Source organism: Arthrobacter sp. R4-81 (assembly GCF_054792365.1).
In genome coordinates this window covers 1,714,215-1,730,633 of sequence record NZ_CP096445.1, presented here as the reverse complement: position 1 = coordinate 1,730,633, position 16,419 = coordinate 1,714,215, and the positions used below count along the sequence as shown (strand labels likewise).

At 61.3% G+C, this 16,419-nt stretch carries 19 protein-coding genes, 1 other RNA gene and 1 riboswitch; of the genes, 9 read left to right on the top strand and 11 right to left on the bottom strand.

Going from position 1 to position 16,419, the window contains the following annotated elements:
• Window positions 1-2 precede the first annotated feature (2 nt).
• The 9 genes from aroA to M1E05_RS08070 all read left to right on the top strand — a co-directional run bounded on the left by aroA (window position 3) and on the right by M1E05_RS08070 (window position 7,918).
• Window positions 3-1,427: a 3-phosphoshikimate 1-carboxyvinyltransferase gene (aroA, locus tag M1E05_RS08110; RefSeq protein WP_461164963.1), complete on the top strand. Its 1,425-nt coding sequence runs from the start codon at window positions 3-5 to the stop codon at window positions 1,425-1,427.
• The gene (rsgA, locus tag M1E05_RS08105; RefSeq protein ID WP_458111371.1) at window positions 1,411-2,526 is read left to right on the top strand and encodes a ribosome small subunit-dependent GTPase A; all 1,116 of its coding nucleotides are present in this window, start codon (window positions 1,411-1,413) and stop codon (window positions 2,524-2,526) included. Before aroA ends, rsgA begins: the two co-directional genes overlap by 17 nt.
• Before the next feature lie 77 nt (window positions 2,527-2,603).
• Window positions 2,604-3,416 carry a histidinol-phosphatase gene (hisN, locus tag M1E05_RS08100; RefSeq protein WP_458111372.1) on the top strand — a complete coding sequence of 271 codons (813 nt, stop codon included), beginning with the start codon at window positions 2,604-2,606 and terminating at the stop codon, window positions 3,414-3,416.
• A gap of 160 nt (window positions 3,417-3,576) precedes the next feature.
• A riboswitch (SAM riboswitch) is annotated at window positions 3,577-3,690 on the top strand.
• A 33-nt stretch (window positions 3,691-3,723) separates the two neighbouring features.
• The gene (locus tag M1E05_RS08095) at window positions 3,724-5,145 is read left to right on the top strand and encodes an aminotransferase class V-fold PLP-dependent enzyme (protein WP_461164962.1); all 1,422 of its coding nucleotides are present in this window, start codon (window positions 3,724-3,726) and stop codon (window positions 5,143-5,145) included.
• Between the two features lie 58 nt (window positions 5,146-5,203).
• Window positions 5,204-5,962 (top strand): class I SAM-dependent methyltransferase, encoded by a 759-nt coding sequence (locus M1E05_RS08090; protein WP_461164961.1) that lies wholly within the window; start codon window positions 5,204-5,206, stop codon window positions 5,960-5,962.
• Between the two features lie 31 nt (window positions 5,963-5,993).
• Window positions 5,994-6,707: a metal-dependent transcriptional regulator gene (locus M1E05_RS08085; protein WP_458111375.1), complete on the top strand. Its 714-nt coding sequence runs from the start codon at window positions 5,994-5,996 to the stop codon at window positions 6,705-6,707.
• The gene (locus tag M1E05_RS08080; RefSeq protein ID WP_461164960.1) at window positions 6,708-7,142 is read left to right on the top strand and encodes a fluoride efflux transporter FluC; all 435 of its coding nucleotides are present in this window, start codon (window positions 6,708-6,710) and stop codon (window positions 7,140-7,142) included.
• Window positions 7,139-7,510, top strand: a complete 372-nt coding sequence (locus M1E05_RS08075; RefSeq protein ID WP_461164959.1) for a fluoride efflux transporter FluC — start codon at window positions 7,139-7,141, stop codon at window positions 7,508-7,510. The genes M1E05_RS08080 and M1E05_RS08075 overlap by 4 nt, the downstream gene beginning before the upstream one ends.
• Before the next feature lie 39 nt (window positions 7,511-7,549).
• Complete coding sequence (locus M1E05_RS08070; protein ID WP_458111378.1) at window positions 7,550-7,918, top strand: hypothetical protein; 369 nt, start codon at window positions 7,550-7,552, stop codon at window positions 7,916-7,918.
• 12 nt (window positions 7,919-7,930) lie between these two features.
• On the opposite strand, the gene M1E05_RS08065 is transcribed toward M1E05_RS08070, so the two are convergent.
• The 11 genes from M1E05_RS08065 to M1E05_RS08015 all read right to left on the bottom strand — a co-directional run bounded on the left by M1E05_RS08065 (window position 7,931) and on the right by M1E05_RS08015 (window position 16,400).
• Complete coding sequence (locus M1E05_RS08065; RefSeq protein ID WP_461165212.1) at window positions 7,931-8,887, bottom strand: S1C family serine protease; 957 nt, start codon at window positions 8,885-8,887, stop codon at window positions 7,931-7,933.
• Window positions 8,888-9,155: 268 nt separating this feature from the next.
• Window positions 9,156-9,524, bottom strand: a transfer-messenger RNA (tmRNA) gene (ssrA, locus tag M1E05_RS08060).
• A gap of 143 nt (window positions 9,525-9,667) precedes the next feature.
• Window positions 9,668-10,138 (bottom strand): SsrA-binding protein SmpB, encoded by a 471-nt coding sequence (gene smpB, locus M1E05_RS08055; RefSeq protein WP_247042716.1) that lies wholly within the window; start codon window positions 10,136-10,138, stop codon window positions 9,668-9,670.
• A gap of 139 nt (window positions 10,139-10,277) precedes the next feature.
• Window positions 10,278-11,663 (bottom strand): M23 family metallopeptidase, encoded by a 1,386-nt coding sequence (locus M1E05_RS08050; protein WP_461164958.1) that lies wholly within the window; start codon window positions 11,661-11,663, stop codon window positions 10,278-10,280.
• 26 nt (window positions 11,664-11,689) lie between these two features.
• Window positions 11,690-12,601 carry a permease-like cell division protein FtsX gene (gene ftsX, locus M1E05_RS08045; protein ID WP_458111380.1) on the bottom strand — a complete coding sequence of 304 codons (912 nt, stop codon included), beginning with the start codon at window positions 12,599-12,601 and terminating at the stop codon, window positions 11,690-11,692.
• Window positions 12,598-13,395: a cell division ATP-binding protein FtsE gene (ftsE, locus tag M1E05_RS08040; RefSeq protein WP_461164957.1), complete on the bottom strand. Its 798-nt coding sequence runs from the start codon at window positions 13,393-13,395 to the stop codon at window positions 12,598-12,600. The genes ftsX and ftsE overlap by 4 nt, the downstream gene beginning before the upstream one ends.
• Window positions 13,396-13,581: 186 nt before the next feature.
• Window positions 13,582-14,697 carry a peptide chain release factor 2 gene (gene prfB, locus M1E05_RS08035; protein WP_458111382.1) on the bottom strand — a complete coding sequence of 372 codons (1,116 nt, stop codon included), beginning with the start codon at window positions 14,695-14,697 and terminating at the stop codon, window positions 13,582-13,584.
• A 57-nt stretch (window positions 14,698-14,754) separates the two neighbouring features.
• Window positions 14,755-15,252, bottom strand: coding sequence for a pilus assembly protein TadG-related protein (locus M1E05_RS08030; RefSeq protein WP_461164956.1), 498 nt, complete (start codon window positions 15,250-15,252; stop codon window positions 14,755-14,757).
• Window positions 15,249-15,770 carry a hypothetical protein gene (locus M1E05_RS08025; RefSeq protein WP_461164955.1) on the bottom strand — a complete coding sequence of 174 codons (522 nt, stop codon included), beginning with the start codon at window positions 15,768-15,770 and terminating at the stop codon, window positions 15,249-15,251. The genes M1E05_RS08030 and M1E05_RS08025 overlap by 4 nt, the downstream gene beginning before the upstream one ends.
• Entirely contained in the window at window positions 15,751-16,062 is a 312-nt protein-coding gene (locus tag M1E05_RS08020; protein ID WP_461165211.1) for a TadE family protein, read from the bottom strand. Before M1E05_RS08020 ends, M1E05_RS08025 begins: the two co-directional genes overlap by 20 nt.
• Window positions 16,063-16,196: 134 nt before the next feature.
• Window positions 16,197-16,400: a hypothetical protein gene (locus M1E05_RS08015; protein ID WP_458111385.1), complete on the bottom strand. Its 204-nt coding sequence runs from the start codon at window positions 16,398-16,400 to the stop codon at window positions 16,197-16,199.
• Between the last annotated feature and the right edge of the window lie 19 nt (window positions 16,401-16,419).

Below are 16,419 nucleotides of genomic sequence, written 5' to 3'. Positions count from 1 at the left end.
GTATGACCGGAACCACCTCAGCCGCTCACGCTGCCCCCCTCTCGGCTGACCCTGGCCAGCACTGGCCGGCACCATACGCAGTCCGCCCGGTTAACGCCACAGTGGCAGTACCCGGTTCAAAGTCCCTGACCAACAGGTACCTTGTCCTGGCAGCACTCGCCGATGGCCCTTCACGGCTACGGGCTCCACTCCACTCACGCGATTCTGCATTGATGATCCAGGCGCTGCGCCAACTGGGAGCCACCATCACCGAGGTTCCCGGAGACAGCGTGTTCGGCCCCGACCTTGAGGTATCGCCCATCACCGGATCCGACGCTGCCGGGGAGGCTTCTATAGATTGCGGCCTCGCGGGTACAGTGATGCGTTTCGTTCCCCCGCTCGCGGCGCTGCGCAACGGCGGCACCCTGTTCGACGGCGACCCGCACGCACGGATACGGCCCATGGGCACCATCATCACGGCTCTTACCTCGCTGGGCGTTACAGTCAGCGGCGAAGCAGACGGGCCGCCGTCGTCCCTGCCGTTTAAGGTTGAAGGGACCGGTCAGGTTCGCGGAGGGCACCTGGTTGTTGATGCCAGCGCCTCCTCACAGTTTGTATCTGCGCTGCTGCTGGTGGGAGCCAGGTTCACCGAAGGCCTCCACCTGGAACACGTCGGCGCCCCTGTCCCCAGCCTTGACCACATCAACATGACGGTTGCAGCACTGCGCGGCGTAGGCGTCTCCGTGGACGATTCCCGCCCGAATCACTGGGTGGTCTCCCCCGGCCCTATCAGTGCCTTCGATCAAAGGATCGAACAGGACCTGTCCAACGCCGGGCCTTTCCTCGCCGCCGCAGTGGCTACGGGTGGAACGGTACGGATTCCCAACTGGCCCGAGGGCACCACGCAGGTCGGCGACATGTGGCGCACCATCCTCCCGGCATTCGGCGCGACTGTCAGTCTGGAGGACGGGACCTTGACCGTCACCGGCGGGACCGAAATCAAGGGCGTCGAATTCAGCGACACGAGCGAGCTTGCCCCAACGGTTGCCGCGCTCTGTGCACTTGCCACCGGTCCGTCCAGGCTCAGCGGCATCGCCCACCTGCGGGGCCATGAGACGGACCGCCTTGCTGCCTTGGTAAGCGAGATCAATGGGCTTGGTGGGGACGTCGAGGAAACACCGGATGGCCTGCTCATTCGGCCCGCTCGGCTCCATCCGGGCATTTTCCACAGTTATGCTGACCACCGCATGGCGACGGCAGGCGCCATTGTGGGTCTCGCCGTCCGTGGCGTGGAAGTCGAAGATATCGCCACCACGGCAAAGACCATGCCTGAATTTCCGCAAATGTGGACTGACATGCTGGCCCAGGGACCTGACTCCGGCTCCGCCACACGCCGTGGACCACGGCACGCCCGGGAAGAGGCTTCCAACGGTGGCACGCAGCACTGAATCGTGGGACGAGTCCGATGTCCGCATTCGTCCGAACAAAAAGGGTTCGCGCCCACGGACGAAGGATCGTCCCAGTCACGATGATGCCGTTATCGGGAGGATCATCACCGTGGACAGGGGACGGTACACCGCTGTAGTGGGCGAAGACTCCGGGAATGAACGGACAGTGGTGGCCGCCCGGGCCAGGGAGCTTCGCCGCTCCCCCGTGGTGGCTGGAGACTTTGTGTCGCTAGTTGGAGACGTTTCGGGAGAGCCTGACACGCTGGCACGGCTGGTCAGGATTCAAGACCGCAAAACGCTCCTGCGCCGCAGCGCCGATGATACCGATCCCATTGAGCGCGCAGTGGTGGCCAATGCCGATCAGCTCGTCATCGTGGTTGCGGCAGCCAACCCGGAGCCACGCACAGGTTTCATTGACCGCGCCCTGGTGGCAGCGTACGACGCCGGCATCGACCCCCTGCTGCTGGTCACCAAAGCCGACGTCAAAGACCCGGCCGAGCTGCTGGCCAACTACCGCCATCTGGACTTTCCGGTCATTATCAGCCGCACCGCTGACTCAGCGGCTTCAGGCATCGATGCCCGCTCGGATGACGGGCTGTCAGCCCGTCTGGACCGTGAAGCAGTCGCGCAGCTGCGCCATCACCTTGACGGCAAAGTCACCGTCATGCTCGGCCACTCGGGCGTTGGCAAGTCCACCATGGTGAATGCCCTCACCGGCGCTGAACGGGCCACCGGAGGGGTCAATGCCGTGACAGGCCGCGGCCGCCACACGTCGTCGTCGGCCCTTGCCTTGAAAGTGACCGGCGCTCCCACGGGAAGCTGGATCATCGACACACCCGGAATCCGCTCCTTCGGCCTGGCCCACGTGGATCCGGACAGGATCCTGCACTCCTTCCCGGACCTTGAGCCTGGGACCGAGGCTTGTGAGCGTGGCTGCAAGCACGACGCCACAGCAGTCAACTGCGGAGTGGATGCCTGGGTGGCCGAAGGCCATGCCGGAGCATCCGGTGCCGCACGGCTCGCTTCGCTCCGGCGCCTCCTCGGCACAGATCCCCGCATGGAAGCACAGGAAACAAAGGAACTCGGCAGCGTCTCCTAAAGGCACGCTGGGTCATATTGGCAGCGTTGCTGCACCGCTTCCGGGCCTGAAGGCCGCCGAGACGGTAGTTTGGAACCATGACCCAACCCGCTTCGAGCTACAACGATGACCTGCGCCTCGCCCACGTCCTGGCTGACTCCGTGGACGACCAGACCATGAGCCGCTTTAAGGCGCTTGACCTTCAGATCGAAACGAAGCCTGATCTGACACCGGTTACAGACGCTGACAAGGCTGCCGAGGAATCCATTCGCGGCCAGCTGTCGCGCTCGCGCCCCCGCGACGCGGTCCTCGGTGAGGAGTTCGGAAGCTCAGGGCACGGTTCCCGTCGCTGGATCATCGATCCCATCGACGGAACAAAGAACTTCGTTCGGGGCGTGCCGGTCTGGGCCACCCTCATCGCGCTCGTGGATGAAGGCGAACCCGTAGTTGGCCTGGTCAGTGCGCCGGCTCTGGGCAAACGCTGGTGGGCAGCCAAAGGCGCGGGGGCATACATGGGCCGATCCCTGGCTGCGGCCACCAGACTGCGTGTCTCAAACGTCTCGGAGCTTTCCGACGCTTCGTTGTCCTACTCCAGCCTGGGTGGCTGGAAGGAACGCGGGAACCTCGATGAGTTTCTGGGATTGACTGAGGAGGTCTGGAGGACAAGGGCGTACGGGGATTTCTGGTCCTATTGCCTGGTTGCCGAGGGTGCAGTGGATATAGCCTGCGAGCCCGAACTGAATCTTTACGACATGGCGGCGCTGGTTCCCATTGTGACCGAAGCGGGCGGGCGGTTCACCTCATTGGAGGGCGACGACGGTCCCTTCGGAGGCAATGCCCTCGCTACCAACTCGATCCTCCACTCAGAGGTGCTCAAGCGGCTCAACCCAAATCTGGACGACCTCTTATAGTAGACCGGCTGACGAATTATCGACGGCGGAACATCCAGCTAAGGGTGTTCCGCCGTCGTTTTGTTCGGTCAAACGGTTGTTTGTCCACCTGCCGTAACAATCGGCTTAACATTCGGATCGACTTTTTTATGGCTGACTGAATGTCTTAAGCTCGATATCAGGTCACGAGTGCCAGCGCTAAACCCCGGTTTGCTGGCCGGCAACCCTCCATTCGCGGTGGGGTGCCCCGGGTGACGACCAGGCCGGTCCGGAACGGACCCGGCAAGCGCGGATCCCGGCTGAGGGGTCCTGTTCGAGTGAGGTCCCGTTGACTACTGCCATTTACTCCCCCGACGCCGCTGCTCACGCTTCTTTTAGCGAACAGCACGTTGCCCTCTCCGTTTCCCGTCGCCCGCTTGCAGCCGTCACCGGGGCGGAAATCCAGGCGCCGCTCATCCAGGGCGGACACATCCGCTACGCCAACCTCGACTACGGCGCGTCGGCACCAGCGCTCTCCGTTGTCTCGGCCTACCTGAACGAGATCCTGCCCTATTACGCGAGTGTCCACCGCGGCGCGGGTTACGCCTCACAGATCAGCACCTCCGTTTATGAGAACTCGCGCAACATTGTTCGCGACTTCGTAGGCGGCCGCTCCGATGATTCCGTGATTTTCACGCGCAACACCACTGATTCGCTAAATCTCCTGGCCGGGTGCCTCCCCGCAGCGGGCGGACAGCACATTGGTGAAGTGCTGTATCTCGACATCGAACACCACGCCAACCTGCTTCCGTGGCAGGGAGTCCCGCACCGCAGCGTCGTGGCAGAGGAGACCCTCGCCGGAACCATCGCCAATCTCCGCGCAGAGCTGGAACAGGGCGACATCAGCCTGCTTGCGGTCACCGGAGCCTCAAACGTCACCGGTGAAATCCTGCCCATTCGCGAACTGGCCGCATTGGCGCACCAATTCGGCGCCCGGATCGTCGTTGACGCGGCCCAGCTTGCTCCGCACCGCCGCATCAACATTGCAGCGGACGACGTCGATTACCTCGCCTTTTCGGGTCACAAGCTCTACGCTCCATTCGGTTCCGGCGTCCTGGTGGGCCGCCCTGACTGGCTCGACGCCGGCACACCCCACCTTGCAGGCGGCGGCGCGGTCCGCGAAGCCAGGCTGGACAGCGTCAGCTGGACGACTGGCCCGGCACGCCATGAGGGCGGCTCCCCCAACGTTCTGGGCGCTGCGACCCTTGCCCGGGCCACCCAGGTCATTGCCGCCCTGGACCAGGACCTGTGGCACGCCCACGAGTCGGCCATCCGTTCCTTCCTCGTCGAAGGGCTGCAGAAGATCGAAGGCGTCACCGTTCACCAGATCTTCAGTGACACCGATTCCGCCACAGACACGATCGGGGTCGTGAATTTCTCGGTGGAGGGCTACGACGCGGGCCTGGTGGCCGCATACTTGTCAGCGGAGCACGGCGTGGGGCTCCGCGACGGCCGTTTCTGCGCCCATCCGCTCCTGAAGCGGCTGGGCCTGCCCTCAGGATCGTTGCGGGCAAGCTTCGGCTTGGGCTCCCGCCTCGAGGACGCCCAGCGGCTGCTTGCGGGCATCGAGGAGCTGCGCCGTACGGGTCTTGGCTGGGACTACGTAGTCGACGCCGGACGCTGGGTGCCGGCAAATGACACCCGCACCTACCCTGAATGGGCACCAAACACCCCGGGAACCGCCGGAGCGGCGCCCTGCATTGAAGACTGACCCGCGCTGAAGAGGTAAATTCAGGGGGTAACCAACAGCCGGCCGGAGGAGAGTACGCGTGGCGCGGGGAGGCCCCAAACTTCATCAGCAGCGCCGCCGCGAACTGGGCATGGCATTCCAGGACGGCGGCGAGCACTACGATCGGGTCCGCCCGAATTACCCTCTTGACTCCGTGGATTGGCTCGTGCCGGCCGCGGCCCATGACGTTGCCGACGTCGGTGCCGGAACCGGTAAGTATACCGAGTTGCTGGCCCAACGCGGCATGCGGGTGACCGCCGTCGATCCTTCCCCGGACATGCTCGGACAGCTGCGCAGGGCGCTGCCCGGCGTAACGGCGCTTGAGGGCACGGCGGAGTCCACCGGACTCGGGGATGCCGCGTTCGACGTCGTAACTGTCGCCCAGGCGTGGCACTGGTGCGATCCCCTGCGGGCCAGCACAGAGGCCGCCCGGATCCTCCGCCCCGAAGGAGTGTTGGGGCTCATCTGGAACCAGCTGGACACTTCCGTGCCGTGGGTGCACCGGCTTTCCCGGATCATGCATGCCGGCGACGTCCTCAAACCACACTTCAGGCCGGTTGTGGGGCCCGAATTTGTCGATCTGGAAAGCCATCTGACGCGCTGGGAGGACCTGCTGACACCCGATGACATTCTTGAACTCACCAAGTCCCGCAGCTATTACCTCGGCGCCTCTGCAGCTGTCCGGGCGAAAGTCATAGCAAATCTCGAGTGGTATCTTCATGAGCACATGGGTCACGCAGCCGGCGTAGCCATCGGCCTCCCCTATTTGACCCAATCCTGGAAGGCCTATAAAGCGTGAGGCTGCAGGACATAGCGGTAGGCTTGGTTCCGTGAAGACCAGTGCGCCATCCTCCTCCATCGAGGACTACGTCAAGGTCATCTACTCCTTTACGGAGTGGCAGGATAAGCCCATCACTTCGTCGCAACTGGCCCAGCGCCTGGGCGTCGCCAACTCCTCAGTCTCGGAAATGGTCCGGAAGCTCAAGGAACAAGGGCTGGTTGACCATAAGCCCTACAGCGCCATTACCCTGACGGACAACGGGGTCAACCTCGCTCTTTCCATGGTCCGGCGGCACCGGCTCATCGAAACCTACCTCGTGCAGGAACTGGGCTACAGCTGGGACGAAGTCCATGACGAAGCGGAGCACCTCGAGCACGCGGTGTCGGACACCTTCATCGAGCGCATGGCGGCAAAGTTGGGGAACCCGCTCCGCGATCCCCACGGAGATCCCATTCCCTCTGCAGACGGTTCGGTCAAAATGCCGCCAGCCCACCGGCTGAGTGAACTGGACGAGGGCCACACCGGCAGAATTACCAGGATCAGCGATGAAAACCCGGAACTCCTGCGGTATCTCTCTTCGGAGGAGATCGATCTTGACGCCAACGTCGAGGTAGTTGGCCGGAAGCCGTTCGGGGGGCCACTCGTCGTGCGGATTGGTTCCGGCGATGTGCGCCGTGAGTTTGACCTGGCTGACGAGATCACCTCAGCCCTGTGGGTCTACAGTGAAACCGCCCATGCGGGCTGCCGGCTGCCGGTCCTCTGAATGCCTTCGTATTGGACAAGCGCTCTGAAGGCTCCGGGATGGAAGGCCTGGCTCGCAGTCGCTGTTGGTGGCCTGGCGGGAAGTGAACTCCGGTACGGGTTGGGTCTCCTCTTCCCCGAGCACCCGGGATCCGTTCCGTGGACAACCCTGGCGATCAACGTAAGTGGCAGCTTTGTGCTGGCGCTCCTGACAACATTGTGGATGGCCCGGCCGCGAACATCATTCTGGCTCCGGGCCGGGATTGGTCCGGGAATCCTCGGTTCCTTCACCACGTTCTCGGCGGTTGTTTTCGCCCTGGACAGGCAGATCCGTGACGGGCATCATGCGCTCTGGATTTTCTATCTCGGGCTTTCCCTCATTCTCGGGCTCGGCGCCGCGGCGGCCGGCTGGAAGGCTGGCAAGGCCGTTGCCGACATCACTGGAGGGGCGCAATGACCACTGCGCTTCTCGTTGGGCTGTTCGGAATGGTGGGCGCCTTGCTCCGCTTCGCCGTTGACACTTTATTTGCCCACCGAACGGATTCGCGCTCCCATTGGCCGTGGGCTACATTCCTGGTGAACATGACGGGCTCCCTCATCATTGGCCTCTCCCTGGGCATCACCGGCCGGCTGGGGTTGGGGCCCGAACTGCAGGTGGGACTCGCTACAGGTTTGGCAGGCGGCCTGACCACCTTCAGTTCATGGACGACGGCGACAGTCCGGTTGGTGAGCGAACAGCGCTTCGGTGCAGCCGCCCTGAATGTTACCGCCAATCTTCTCGCGGGGCTGGCTGCTGCCGGGGTTGGGATCATGCTGGCCAGCTGAGGAATAATCGGGGCGCAGACTCACGTATCGTTGACTGTGATGATGAGCAGACGCGACGCCGCCATAGCCCTGGACGTTCCCCTTGAGATGGCCCAGCGCCACGGCATTCCCTCCCGCCTTTCGGAGGCAGAGTTGCGTGAGATACTCGACAACCCGCCGCCGTGGTTGGTGCAGTCCCGTGCCAATCGAACAGGTAAGCGGCCTGTGTGGGTTCATCTGCAGTGCGATGTCTGCGGATATTCAGAGGCCGCACGCCCCAAGAAATGGTGGCCGGACTTCACCTACGTCAGCTGCGCCCACCACAGTCCGGCCGAAGTGCCCGCGCCCGCAGCCGGCTTCGTGAGGAGCGAATTCGACGGCATCGGAACCCGCTTCGTTGGCATTGCCGACGTCAACCCCTCTCAGTAGGGCGAGGCAGGATCAGCCGGCGTCCGTCATTTCCTCTGGCACCGCAACGAGATGCTGTTCCCTTCCATCCCGGAGCACTACCAGGTCCAGCGGCGCCCCGATCGCTTCAGCGAACATCAGCTTCTGAAGGCTTTCAGCATTGGACACAGACTTCTTGCCCACACTGAGCAGTACATCAGCGGGCTGCACTCCGGCGCGTTCAGCCGGTGAGTCCGGCAGTACCTCGACGATTCGCAGGCCTTCCCGTTTGCCGGTCCTCATCACGGCACTGACGGGAAGCTGCACGGGAGTGCTGACAAGGCCCAGATAAGCGCGCCGGACCCGGCCATCGGTAAGCAGGGACGAGATGATGCGTCGGGACGTGGCGTTGATCGGGATCGCCAGTCCCAGGCCTGCGCCCGCAACGGCCGTATTGATGCCCACAATCCGGCTGTGGGCGTCCGCCAGCGCTCCTCCTGAACTTCCGGAGTTGAGTGCCGCATCAGTCTGTATGACATCTTCAATCACCCGGCGATTGCGCCCCGCCCAAATGGGTATCGACCGCCCGAGTCCACTCACCACTCCTGCGGTGACTGACCCAGCCAAACCCAAAGGGTTTCCGACGGCCACTACAAGCTGTCCGACCTTCAGGTTTTCTGCGTCCCCGAAATCCGCCGGTGGGGCAGCCTGCGCCCTGCCCCTCACGATGGCGAGGTCGGAGAGGCGGTCTGCGCCTACTATTTCGATCTCCGTTTTGCTGCCATCGGTGAAGACTGCATGGCCGCTCTGAGTACCACTGACCACATGCGCGTTGGTCAGCAAATACCCGTCCGAGGTGAAGAGGACCGCGGAACCGGCCCCGACGCGGAACCTGCCGGACCTTCCTTTGCCTGTCATCTCAATGGCAGCGACATGGGGCGTCACCGTCTCTGCCACGCGGATCACAGTCGCGGAATAGGAATCAAGCGGATCCTCCGACCCCTCGCCCATGTCCGGATTTGGATGGATAACCGATGCCACAGCGCACCTCCCTAAGACTCGCCTTATCTAATTCAACGACGGTCCGGGCGTGCATAGTCCAGCCACTGCTACGCCCAAAGTGAAACTGCCAGACGTGCCTGACCGGCGATACTAGGCGTACACATCCTGCTGCTCATCCACGACTACCGCCCCAGGCATAAAAAACACCCCGGTCCGAAGACCGGGGTGCTAATCGATGACCCGACACATCCGTGAAGGATGTCTCGACTCACCACATATGTGGAGATGGGGGGAATTGAACCCCCGTCCGATGTCGTGTTGTCAGGGCTTCTCCGGGCGCAGTTTGCGGCGGATTTTCTCGGCCCCAGCTCTCTTGCAAACAAGTAGCTGATCCGGGCCCAGTCATCTAAGAGTCCCGTTTACCCCGATGACGGAGGCAAACAGCAGTGGCTATTTAAATGACGCCAGCATCCGGGGCAATAGCAACCTCGGGCTGACGGACTGTCTTACTGCTTAGGCAGCAAGAGCGAAGTCAGTGCGTTTTGATTCGGCACTTATTGGTTTGCAGACAGCGTTTACGAGATAATTCTGCATCCTCGGCCCGCTTCACCTGTCGCGACTAACATCGTCGAAACCGATCATCCCCATATTTTGTTTTCAACCCGGTCAGGTTCTTCGCGGAATCCGCTCCGATCTTTCCCGGACTACCTATGATAACGCACGTTCAGCCCGAATCATTCCCGACGGCGGTGCAACACTTCCCAGCCTCGGACGAAGCGTCAGGACAGACTAGCGGCGGTTCCTGGAGCGCATTTCCCGCAGCGCCTCACGGGTGTCCTGCTGTTCACGCAGGGTCTGGCGCTTGTCGTATTCCTTCTTGCCCTTGGCGATGGCAATCTCCACCTTGGCCCGGCCGTCCAAAAAGTACAGCTGAAGCGGCACAATGGTGAACCCGGACTCGCGGATCTTGTGGGAGATCTTCACAAGTTCCTCACGATGCAACAGGAGCTTACGGCGCCTGCGTGCTGCATGGTTCGTCCAGCTGCCTTGGTGATACTCCGGGATGTGGATGCCCTCCATCCAGAGTTCGTCGTTATAAAAGGTGCAGAACCCGTCCACCATGGAGGCGTGGCCCTCCCGCAACGACTTAACTTCTGTTCCCATCAGGGCGATCCCGGCCTCGTATGTGTCCAGGACGTGGTAATCGTGCCGGGCCTTTCGGTTGGTGGCCACTATCTTGCGGCCACTTTCTTTAGGCACGGTAGAACTCCTCAGATCTAGTGTTAGACAAACTTCAAAGGGGTGGACTGCCGCCCGGGGACCGGCTGCGCTACACCCGGGCGTGAAGTCCTTCCAGTGTACGGCAGAGTAGCCGCGCGCTTCAGGTAGGGACTTGGGCCTAGAGCAGGGTCATGGGGTCCACTGCTGCGCCGTTCAACCAGGTTTCGAAGTGCGAATGGCATCCGGTTGAATTGCCCGTGGTTCCCGAGTAGGCGATGAGCTGACCTTGGCTGACTTGCTGGCCTGCTGACACCACCACGCTGCTGTTGTGGTAGTAAATCGTTGTCAGCGAGTTGCCCTGCACCACACCATGCGAAATCTTGACATGATTGCCACCGCCGTCGTTGCCCCAACCGGCCGCAAAAACAGTACCTCCGGCCGCCGCGTAGACGGGGGTGCCGCACCCGGCCCCAAAGTCGATGCCCGTGTGCATATAACCACCGGTTCCGTAAAAGTCCACGGTACCGGGCGGGGTGGCCCGCCAGCCGAACCCAGAGGTTATGGGCACCCCTCCGGAGAAAGGAGACCTGAGGCCAAACGCTGAAGGCGATCCCTGAACGGGGACGTACGGCTGGGCCACCTGACCCTGGGCCCGTGCAGCAGCAGCTGCTGCTTCGGCGATCCGGCGCTGCTCAGCCTCCCAGGCCTCACGCAACTTGCGGTCCCGCTCGGCGATTTCATTCGCTACTGCGTTCTGTTGGGCCTGAACTTTCGACAGCTGCGACTGGATACCTGGCTTGGCCGCCTGCAGCTCCGCATTGAGCCGGGTGGTGTCAGCGATGAGCTTGTCCACCTGTTCCTTCTTGGCGGCAGCCTCATCGCGGGCAGCTTTTTCCCGCTCCAAGGCTGCGTCTGCCTTGGCTTTGAGATCCTTAATCTCGGCCTCGACTGCTTGCAGGCGCGCCTGTGAATTCACGTTAGTGGCATTCTGCTGGCTGAGCTTGTCCATAGCGGAGTTTTGACTCCGCATGGCCTGATCGGCAAGGTCGATTGTGTCCGTCAGGCTCGTCCCGCTGTTCGCGCCCAACAGCAGCGTGAGGTTTGATGGCACACCGCCGGATTTATAAGCTTGCGTTGCGATCTGCCCGATGAGCTTCTTTGTGTCAGCGATCTTCTTCTTATCGCTCTCCAACTGCTCAGTGATTTTGGCCTTGTTTTGCTGGGCGAGATCCACCCGGGCCGCAAGTGCCTCAACCTCTTTAACTGCGCTTGCTACCCTGCCCTGCGCTTCAAGCAAGGCCTGCTGCGCTCCTGGAAGCTGACCTTGGTAAATGACCAACTCTCCGGCCGCCTGCGCTATACGGGCGTCAACAAACTCCAAAGACTGTTGCACACGGGCGGCCTCAGCTTGCAGCGCGGCCTGCTGGTCCTCAAGGTCATCAGCCAAGGCTGCAGGTGCCGACGTCGCAAGGCTCGAACACAGCACCAATGCCAGGGCGGCGCTTATCACGCGACCTCGGTATCGGGCCCTGACTGGTGGTTCGATTCTGTTCATTGACGTCATGAGCTTTCCTTTAGGGTACGCACAGCCTAAACGCGCAAATATCTGCGTAGGGTCAAGAGAGACGAAATTCCAGCCAAGATTACACCCAGCGCGAATAGCGCAGGAACCAGGACAAGGGTCTGGCTCGGTGAAATGAATGGCGTGTCCTGAAATTGCTTTGACAAATCGCCGAGGAAGAAATATGAGACCGCCCAAAGCGTTCCGGAGGCCAGTGCAGCGCCAATAAGGGCAGCGATGACACCCTCCAGAATGAAGGGAAGTTGAATGACTGTCTTGGACGCCCCCACGAGCCGCATGATTCCCGTTTCCCTCCTGCGGCTGAAGGCGGACAACCTGATGGTGGTGGCAATCAGCAGGATGGCACAAACGATCATGACGGCCGCGATGACAACAGCGACAACGGACGCTCCGTTCATGACCGAGAAAAGCTGCTCGAGGATCTTACGCTGATCTATGACGCTTTCCACGCCGGGTTGGGAGGCAAATGTCTCGCTGATAATTTGATACTTTTCGGGATCCTTCATATTGATCCGAAAAGACGCCGGAAGCTGGTCAGGAGCCACTGAATCGACGATGGGCGAGTTGGAAAACTGCTCTTTGAAGTGCCCGTACGCGTCTTCTTTTGATTCAAACTGGAATTCATTAATGTACTGGGCGACGGCTGGGGAACGCAGCAATGCTTCCAGGTTCTTCTGTTGCTCGTCAGTCACTGGCCCGGAGGCACAGCCGGCAGCCGCGGAACCTTCGCTGCAGAGAAAGATCGCTACCTGGACTTTGTCGTACCAGTAGCCCTTCATCTGGTTGATCTGTAGCTGCAGCATGCCTGCGGCACCGACAAATGTCAGCGAAATGAAGGTTACCAGGATGACAGAAATGACCATCGTGAGGTTACGGCGCAAGCCGCTGCCGATTTCACTGAGGATGAATGCGAGCCTCACTGCGGCGCCTCCCCTGATGATGTGCCGTCCTGGCTGACACGCTCTGGTCCAGCCAGATCATCAAGGCCGCTGGCGTCCTTGAGCCGCCGCGATTGCCCGACGACCGGAATCATCGACGTGTACAGTGCCTTGGCCTCATCACGGATGACCACGCCATTCCGGAGCTCCACCACACGCTTACGCATTTCGTTGACGATATCGTCGTCGTGGGTGGCCATCACTACCGTGGTGCCGTTCTGGTTGATCTTGTCCAGAACGCCCATGATGCCCATGGATGTTGTAGGGTCCAGGTTTCCGGTGGGCTCATCCGCCAGCAGGATCCCGGGGCGATTGACGACGGCGCGGGCGATTGCCACGCGCTGCTGCTCACCTCCGGAAAGCTCGTGGGGCATACGGTGCTCTTTGCCTTCCAACCCGACAGTCTTAAGCACTTCGGGGACAGTCGACCTGATGACACTCCTGCTCTTGCCAATGACCTGCATGGCAAACGCCACATTGGCGAAGACATTCTTCTGGGGCAGCAGCCGGAAATCCTGGAAAACGACGCCGATACCGCGGCGCAGCCGCGGAACACGCCAGCTGGAGATGTTCGCTACGTTCTGGCCGGCCACGTAAACAGCTCCCGACGTCGCCCTGTCCTCTTTGAGGACCAGGCGCAGGAACGTCGATTTCCCCGAGCCGGAGGCGCCTACCAAGAACGCAAATTCGCCGCGGTCGATTTCGAGCGTGATCGAATCCAGCGCGGGTCGCGCCTTCTGGTCGTACACCTTAGTGACATTTTCGAAACGGATCATGGCCCTAATTGCCCCGCAGCACGTGGGCACACGGCTCACTTCTGCCGCCGGTGCACGGGCTTTCGGTTTGGGGAAGTAGGGCTCCGGCTTCTCGACTATACGCACGGATATTCGGGAATTCCCGGGAATAACAGGGCGTGTCGCTCGATTCCGGCAAGCCGAGAGACCGTATCGACGGCCGTTCGACTACTTTTCCGCGTTGCGGTTGTCAGTACGCCAACGGATGCCGGCGTCAATGAAATCGTCGATCTCGCCGTCGAACACCGCAGAGGTGTTCCCCACTTCATGCTCGGTCCGGAGGTCTTTGACCATCTGGTAGGGGTTCAGGACGTAGGAGCGCATCTGATCGCCCCAGGAGGCTTTGACGTCGCCGGCCAGGGCCTTCTTTTCCGCATCCTCCTGGACTTTCTTCAAGAGGAGCAGCCGGGACTGCAGAACCCGCATAGCCGCTGCCCTGTTCTGCAGCTGCGACTTTTCGTTCTGCATGGAAACCACGGTGCCGGTAGGAATGTGCGTGAGCCGAACGGCTGAGTCGGTCGTATTAACTGACTGCCCGCCCGGGCCGGATGACCGGAAGACGTCAACGCGGATCTCGTTGTCCGGGATCTCGATCGAATCCGTTTGCTCGATCAGCGGGATGACCTCAACGGCAGCAAAGGAAGTCTGCCGGCGGCCCTGGTTGTCGAACGGGCTGATACGCACCAGGCGGTGTGTGCCCGCCTCTACGCTCAGCGTTCCAAAAGCATACGGAGCCTTCACCTCGAAGGTGGCCGATTTGAGGCCTGCTTCCTCCGCATAGGAGGTATCCATGACGGTGGTGGGGTATCCGTGGCGCTCGGCCCAGCGAAGGTACATGCGAAGGAGCATTTCAGCGAAGTCTGCTGCGTCCACTCCCCCGGCTCCGGAGCGAATGGTGACAACAGCTTCACGTTCGTCGTACTCACCCGAGAGGAGGGTCACCACTTCGAGTTCTTTGAGTGCTTTGCGGACGGATTCGAGTTCGGCGGCAGCTTCACCCATCGAGTCGGCGTCGTCCTCGTCCTGTCCCAGCTCTACAAGAACTTCAAGGTCATCGATTCTGGAGGCAAGCGAGTTCAGCCGTTCCAGCTCGGACTGCCGGTGGGAGAGTTTAGAGGTGATGACCTGGGCTGCTGCGGGATCATCCCACAGATCAGGCTCACCTGCGCGTTCACTGAGTTCAGCAATCTCTTCCTTGAGTGCTTCAACGTCCGTGACGTTCTCAATAGACGTGTAAACGGCGCGAAGAGCGCGGATTTCTGCAGAAAAATCAATTTGAGCCATGGTTCCTCCAGCCTACGCTATCTGCCTCGTCCACCGGCTTTGCGTTGCTTCCCCCGCTCAGCGGCTGAGTCTTGCCCTGGCAGTGGATTCGGCTTGGATGGCAATTCCATCAGGAACGAGGAAGTTGACTATTGGCGGATGCACCACAGCACTCAGCACGACGACGGCAGTGGATCCCTCTGTGCTTCCGGTTGATGGCTCAACGGCAAGACCGTCAAATCGGGTGAAAGCGTCGTTTTGCGTCAGGTAGTCCATGACGACAGTCCGGACCCTTCCGCCGTTCAGCACGGCTGAGGGCGTCCCTGCCGTGGTTTCCATCTGACCGAGGGTGTAGCTGTCAGCAGCCGCCACGGATGCACCGTCAGCCATGGACAGTAGTTTCTTGTGTTCGATGTAAACCGTGGACACTGCCACGACAACGGACGTCAAGAGAAGGGCAAGAAGGATGTAGCCGATGATCAGAACTGTGATTTGACCCGTTTCAGGATCGGCCTGGACGGTGTGAATGTCCTTGCTCTGCTGACGCTGCCGACTCTGCTCAACCTGCTGACTCATCTGAACCTGCCGACGATTTGCGTCGCGGAGCCGTTCAGTTCACTGACGGTAAGCCCGAGGGACTCGTTGAACGGGACGAACGGCAATGGCACGCTCAAATGGACGGTCACCGTAACGGCAGCTCCGGCGGCGGCACAGTCGGCGGGTTTGCACACCGTTTCCATCCGGGCGTTTGCTGCAGGATGTCCATGATCCGCGAGCGCCAACATCACCGCTTGCTCAGCGGCTATACGCCCGCTTTCCGGATCAGCCTGCGCAACGAACACTTTCGCCGCTTGATCGGCGGCGCCAACTACCGCAAAGGATCCGCCTTGGATTTGGCCGACGGTGATGATGAAGTACACCAGCGGCACCATCAGGAGCACGGCGAGGAACGTGAATTCGACGACGGCGCTCCCGCGTTCGGCGTCGTCCTTCCTACCATCGGGCGCAGCAACTTCAGTGCACCAAGCCGCACGAAGGCGCCGCCTAATGCACTCCCTTATGTCGTTGCGGGTCTCACGGCTGCAGAGCGGCATGTCCTTTCACCTCCAGTACCTCCCGTGGTCCGATTAAACCGATCACGGGAAGTGGTGCCTTGACCGTTACTTCAAGTGTCCGCAGCCCTTGGAAGGTTACTTCTGCCGTCGTCACGTCCTGCGCGAAATCCTGGTTCAAGGCGCCCTCAATGAGACTCCCCGCCCGGTTTCGTGCATCATCCGCGTTTCTGTCTGCGAGCGTTCCGTATCTTGCTCCCGACGCGGCCGCATCGATGAGAGTGTTACGGACGTGGAGTACCAGCGCCAATTGAATAATGGCCAGGAAAAACATCGTCAGCAGTCCACCAACCAAAACGAAGTCAACCACAGCCGATCCCCGTTCCCGCCAGGAGCTGTTTCTGATTCTGGAGGCTCCGGGCGCGGCATCCACCCGCTCGGGGCTCCGCAGCCTCAAACCGGACATCGTTACTTGGCGACCGTGTCCATTGCCTGATTGAAGAGGCCTTCCAGCGCGGGTCCTGCGAGCGCCAAAAGCGCGGCCACCAGGACAGCAGACATGAGTGTGATCATCACCCATCCGGGAACATCGCCGCGTTCAGGGTTGTCCACAGCGGGAAGCGACCCACGTCGTCGAGATGTTTTCAGGTTGCTGAATCGGTAGCTTGTCATCAGCAAATTCCGGCGCATT

Coding starts and splice junctions, on each gene's coding strand:
- aroA (WP_461164963.1), top strand. CDS start 3: ATGACCGGAACCACCTCAGCCGCTCACGCTGCCCCCCTCTCGGCTGAC.
- hisN (WP_458111372.1), top strand. CDS start 2,604: ATGACCCAACCCGCTTCGAGCTACAACGATGACCTGCGCCTCGCCCAC.
- M1E05_RS08080 (WP_461164960.1), top strand. CDS start 6,708: ATGCCTTCGTATTGGACAAGCGCTCTGAAGGCTCCGGGATGGAAGGCC.
- M1E05_RS08075 (WP_461164959.1), top strand. CDS start 7,139: ATGACCACTGCGCTTCTCGTTGGGCTGTTCGGAATGGTGGGCGCCTTG.
- M1E05_RS08070 (WP_458111378.1), top strand. CDS start 7,550: ATGATGAGCAGACGCGACGCCGCCATAGCCCTGGACGTTCCCCTTGAG.
- M1E05_RS08065 (WP_461165212.1), bottom strand. CDS start 8,887: ATGGGCGAGGGGTCGGAGGATCCGCTTGATTCCTATTCCGCGACTGTG.
- M1E05_RS08050 (WP_461164958.1), bottom strand. CDS start 11,663: ATGACGTCAATGAACAGAATCGAACCACCAGTCAGGGCCCGATACCGA.
- ftsE (WP_461164957.1), bottom strand. CDS start 13,395: ATGATCCGTTTCGAAAATGTCACTAAGGTGTACGACCAGAAGGCGCGA.
- prfB (WP_458111382.1), bottom strand. CDS start 14,697: ATGGCTCAAATTGATTTTTCTGCAGAAATCCGCGCTCTTCGCGCCGTT.
- M1E05_RS08030 (WP_461164956.1), bottom strand. CDS start 15,252: ATGAGTCAGCAGGTTGAGCAGAGTCGGCAGCGTCAGCAGAGCAAGGAC.
- M1E05_RS08025 (WP_461164955.1), bottom strand. CDS start 15,770: ATGCCGCTCTGCAGCCGTGAGACCCGCAACGACATAAGGGAGTGCATT.
- M1E05_RS08020 (WP_461165211.1), bottom strand. CDS start 16,062: ATGTTTTTCCTGGCCATTATTCAATTGGCGCTGGTACTCCACGTCCGT.
- M1E05_RS08015 (WP_458111385.1), bottom strand. CDS start 16,400: ATGACAAGCTACCGATTCAGCAACCTGAAAACATCTCGACGACGTGGG.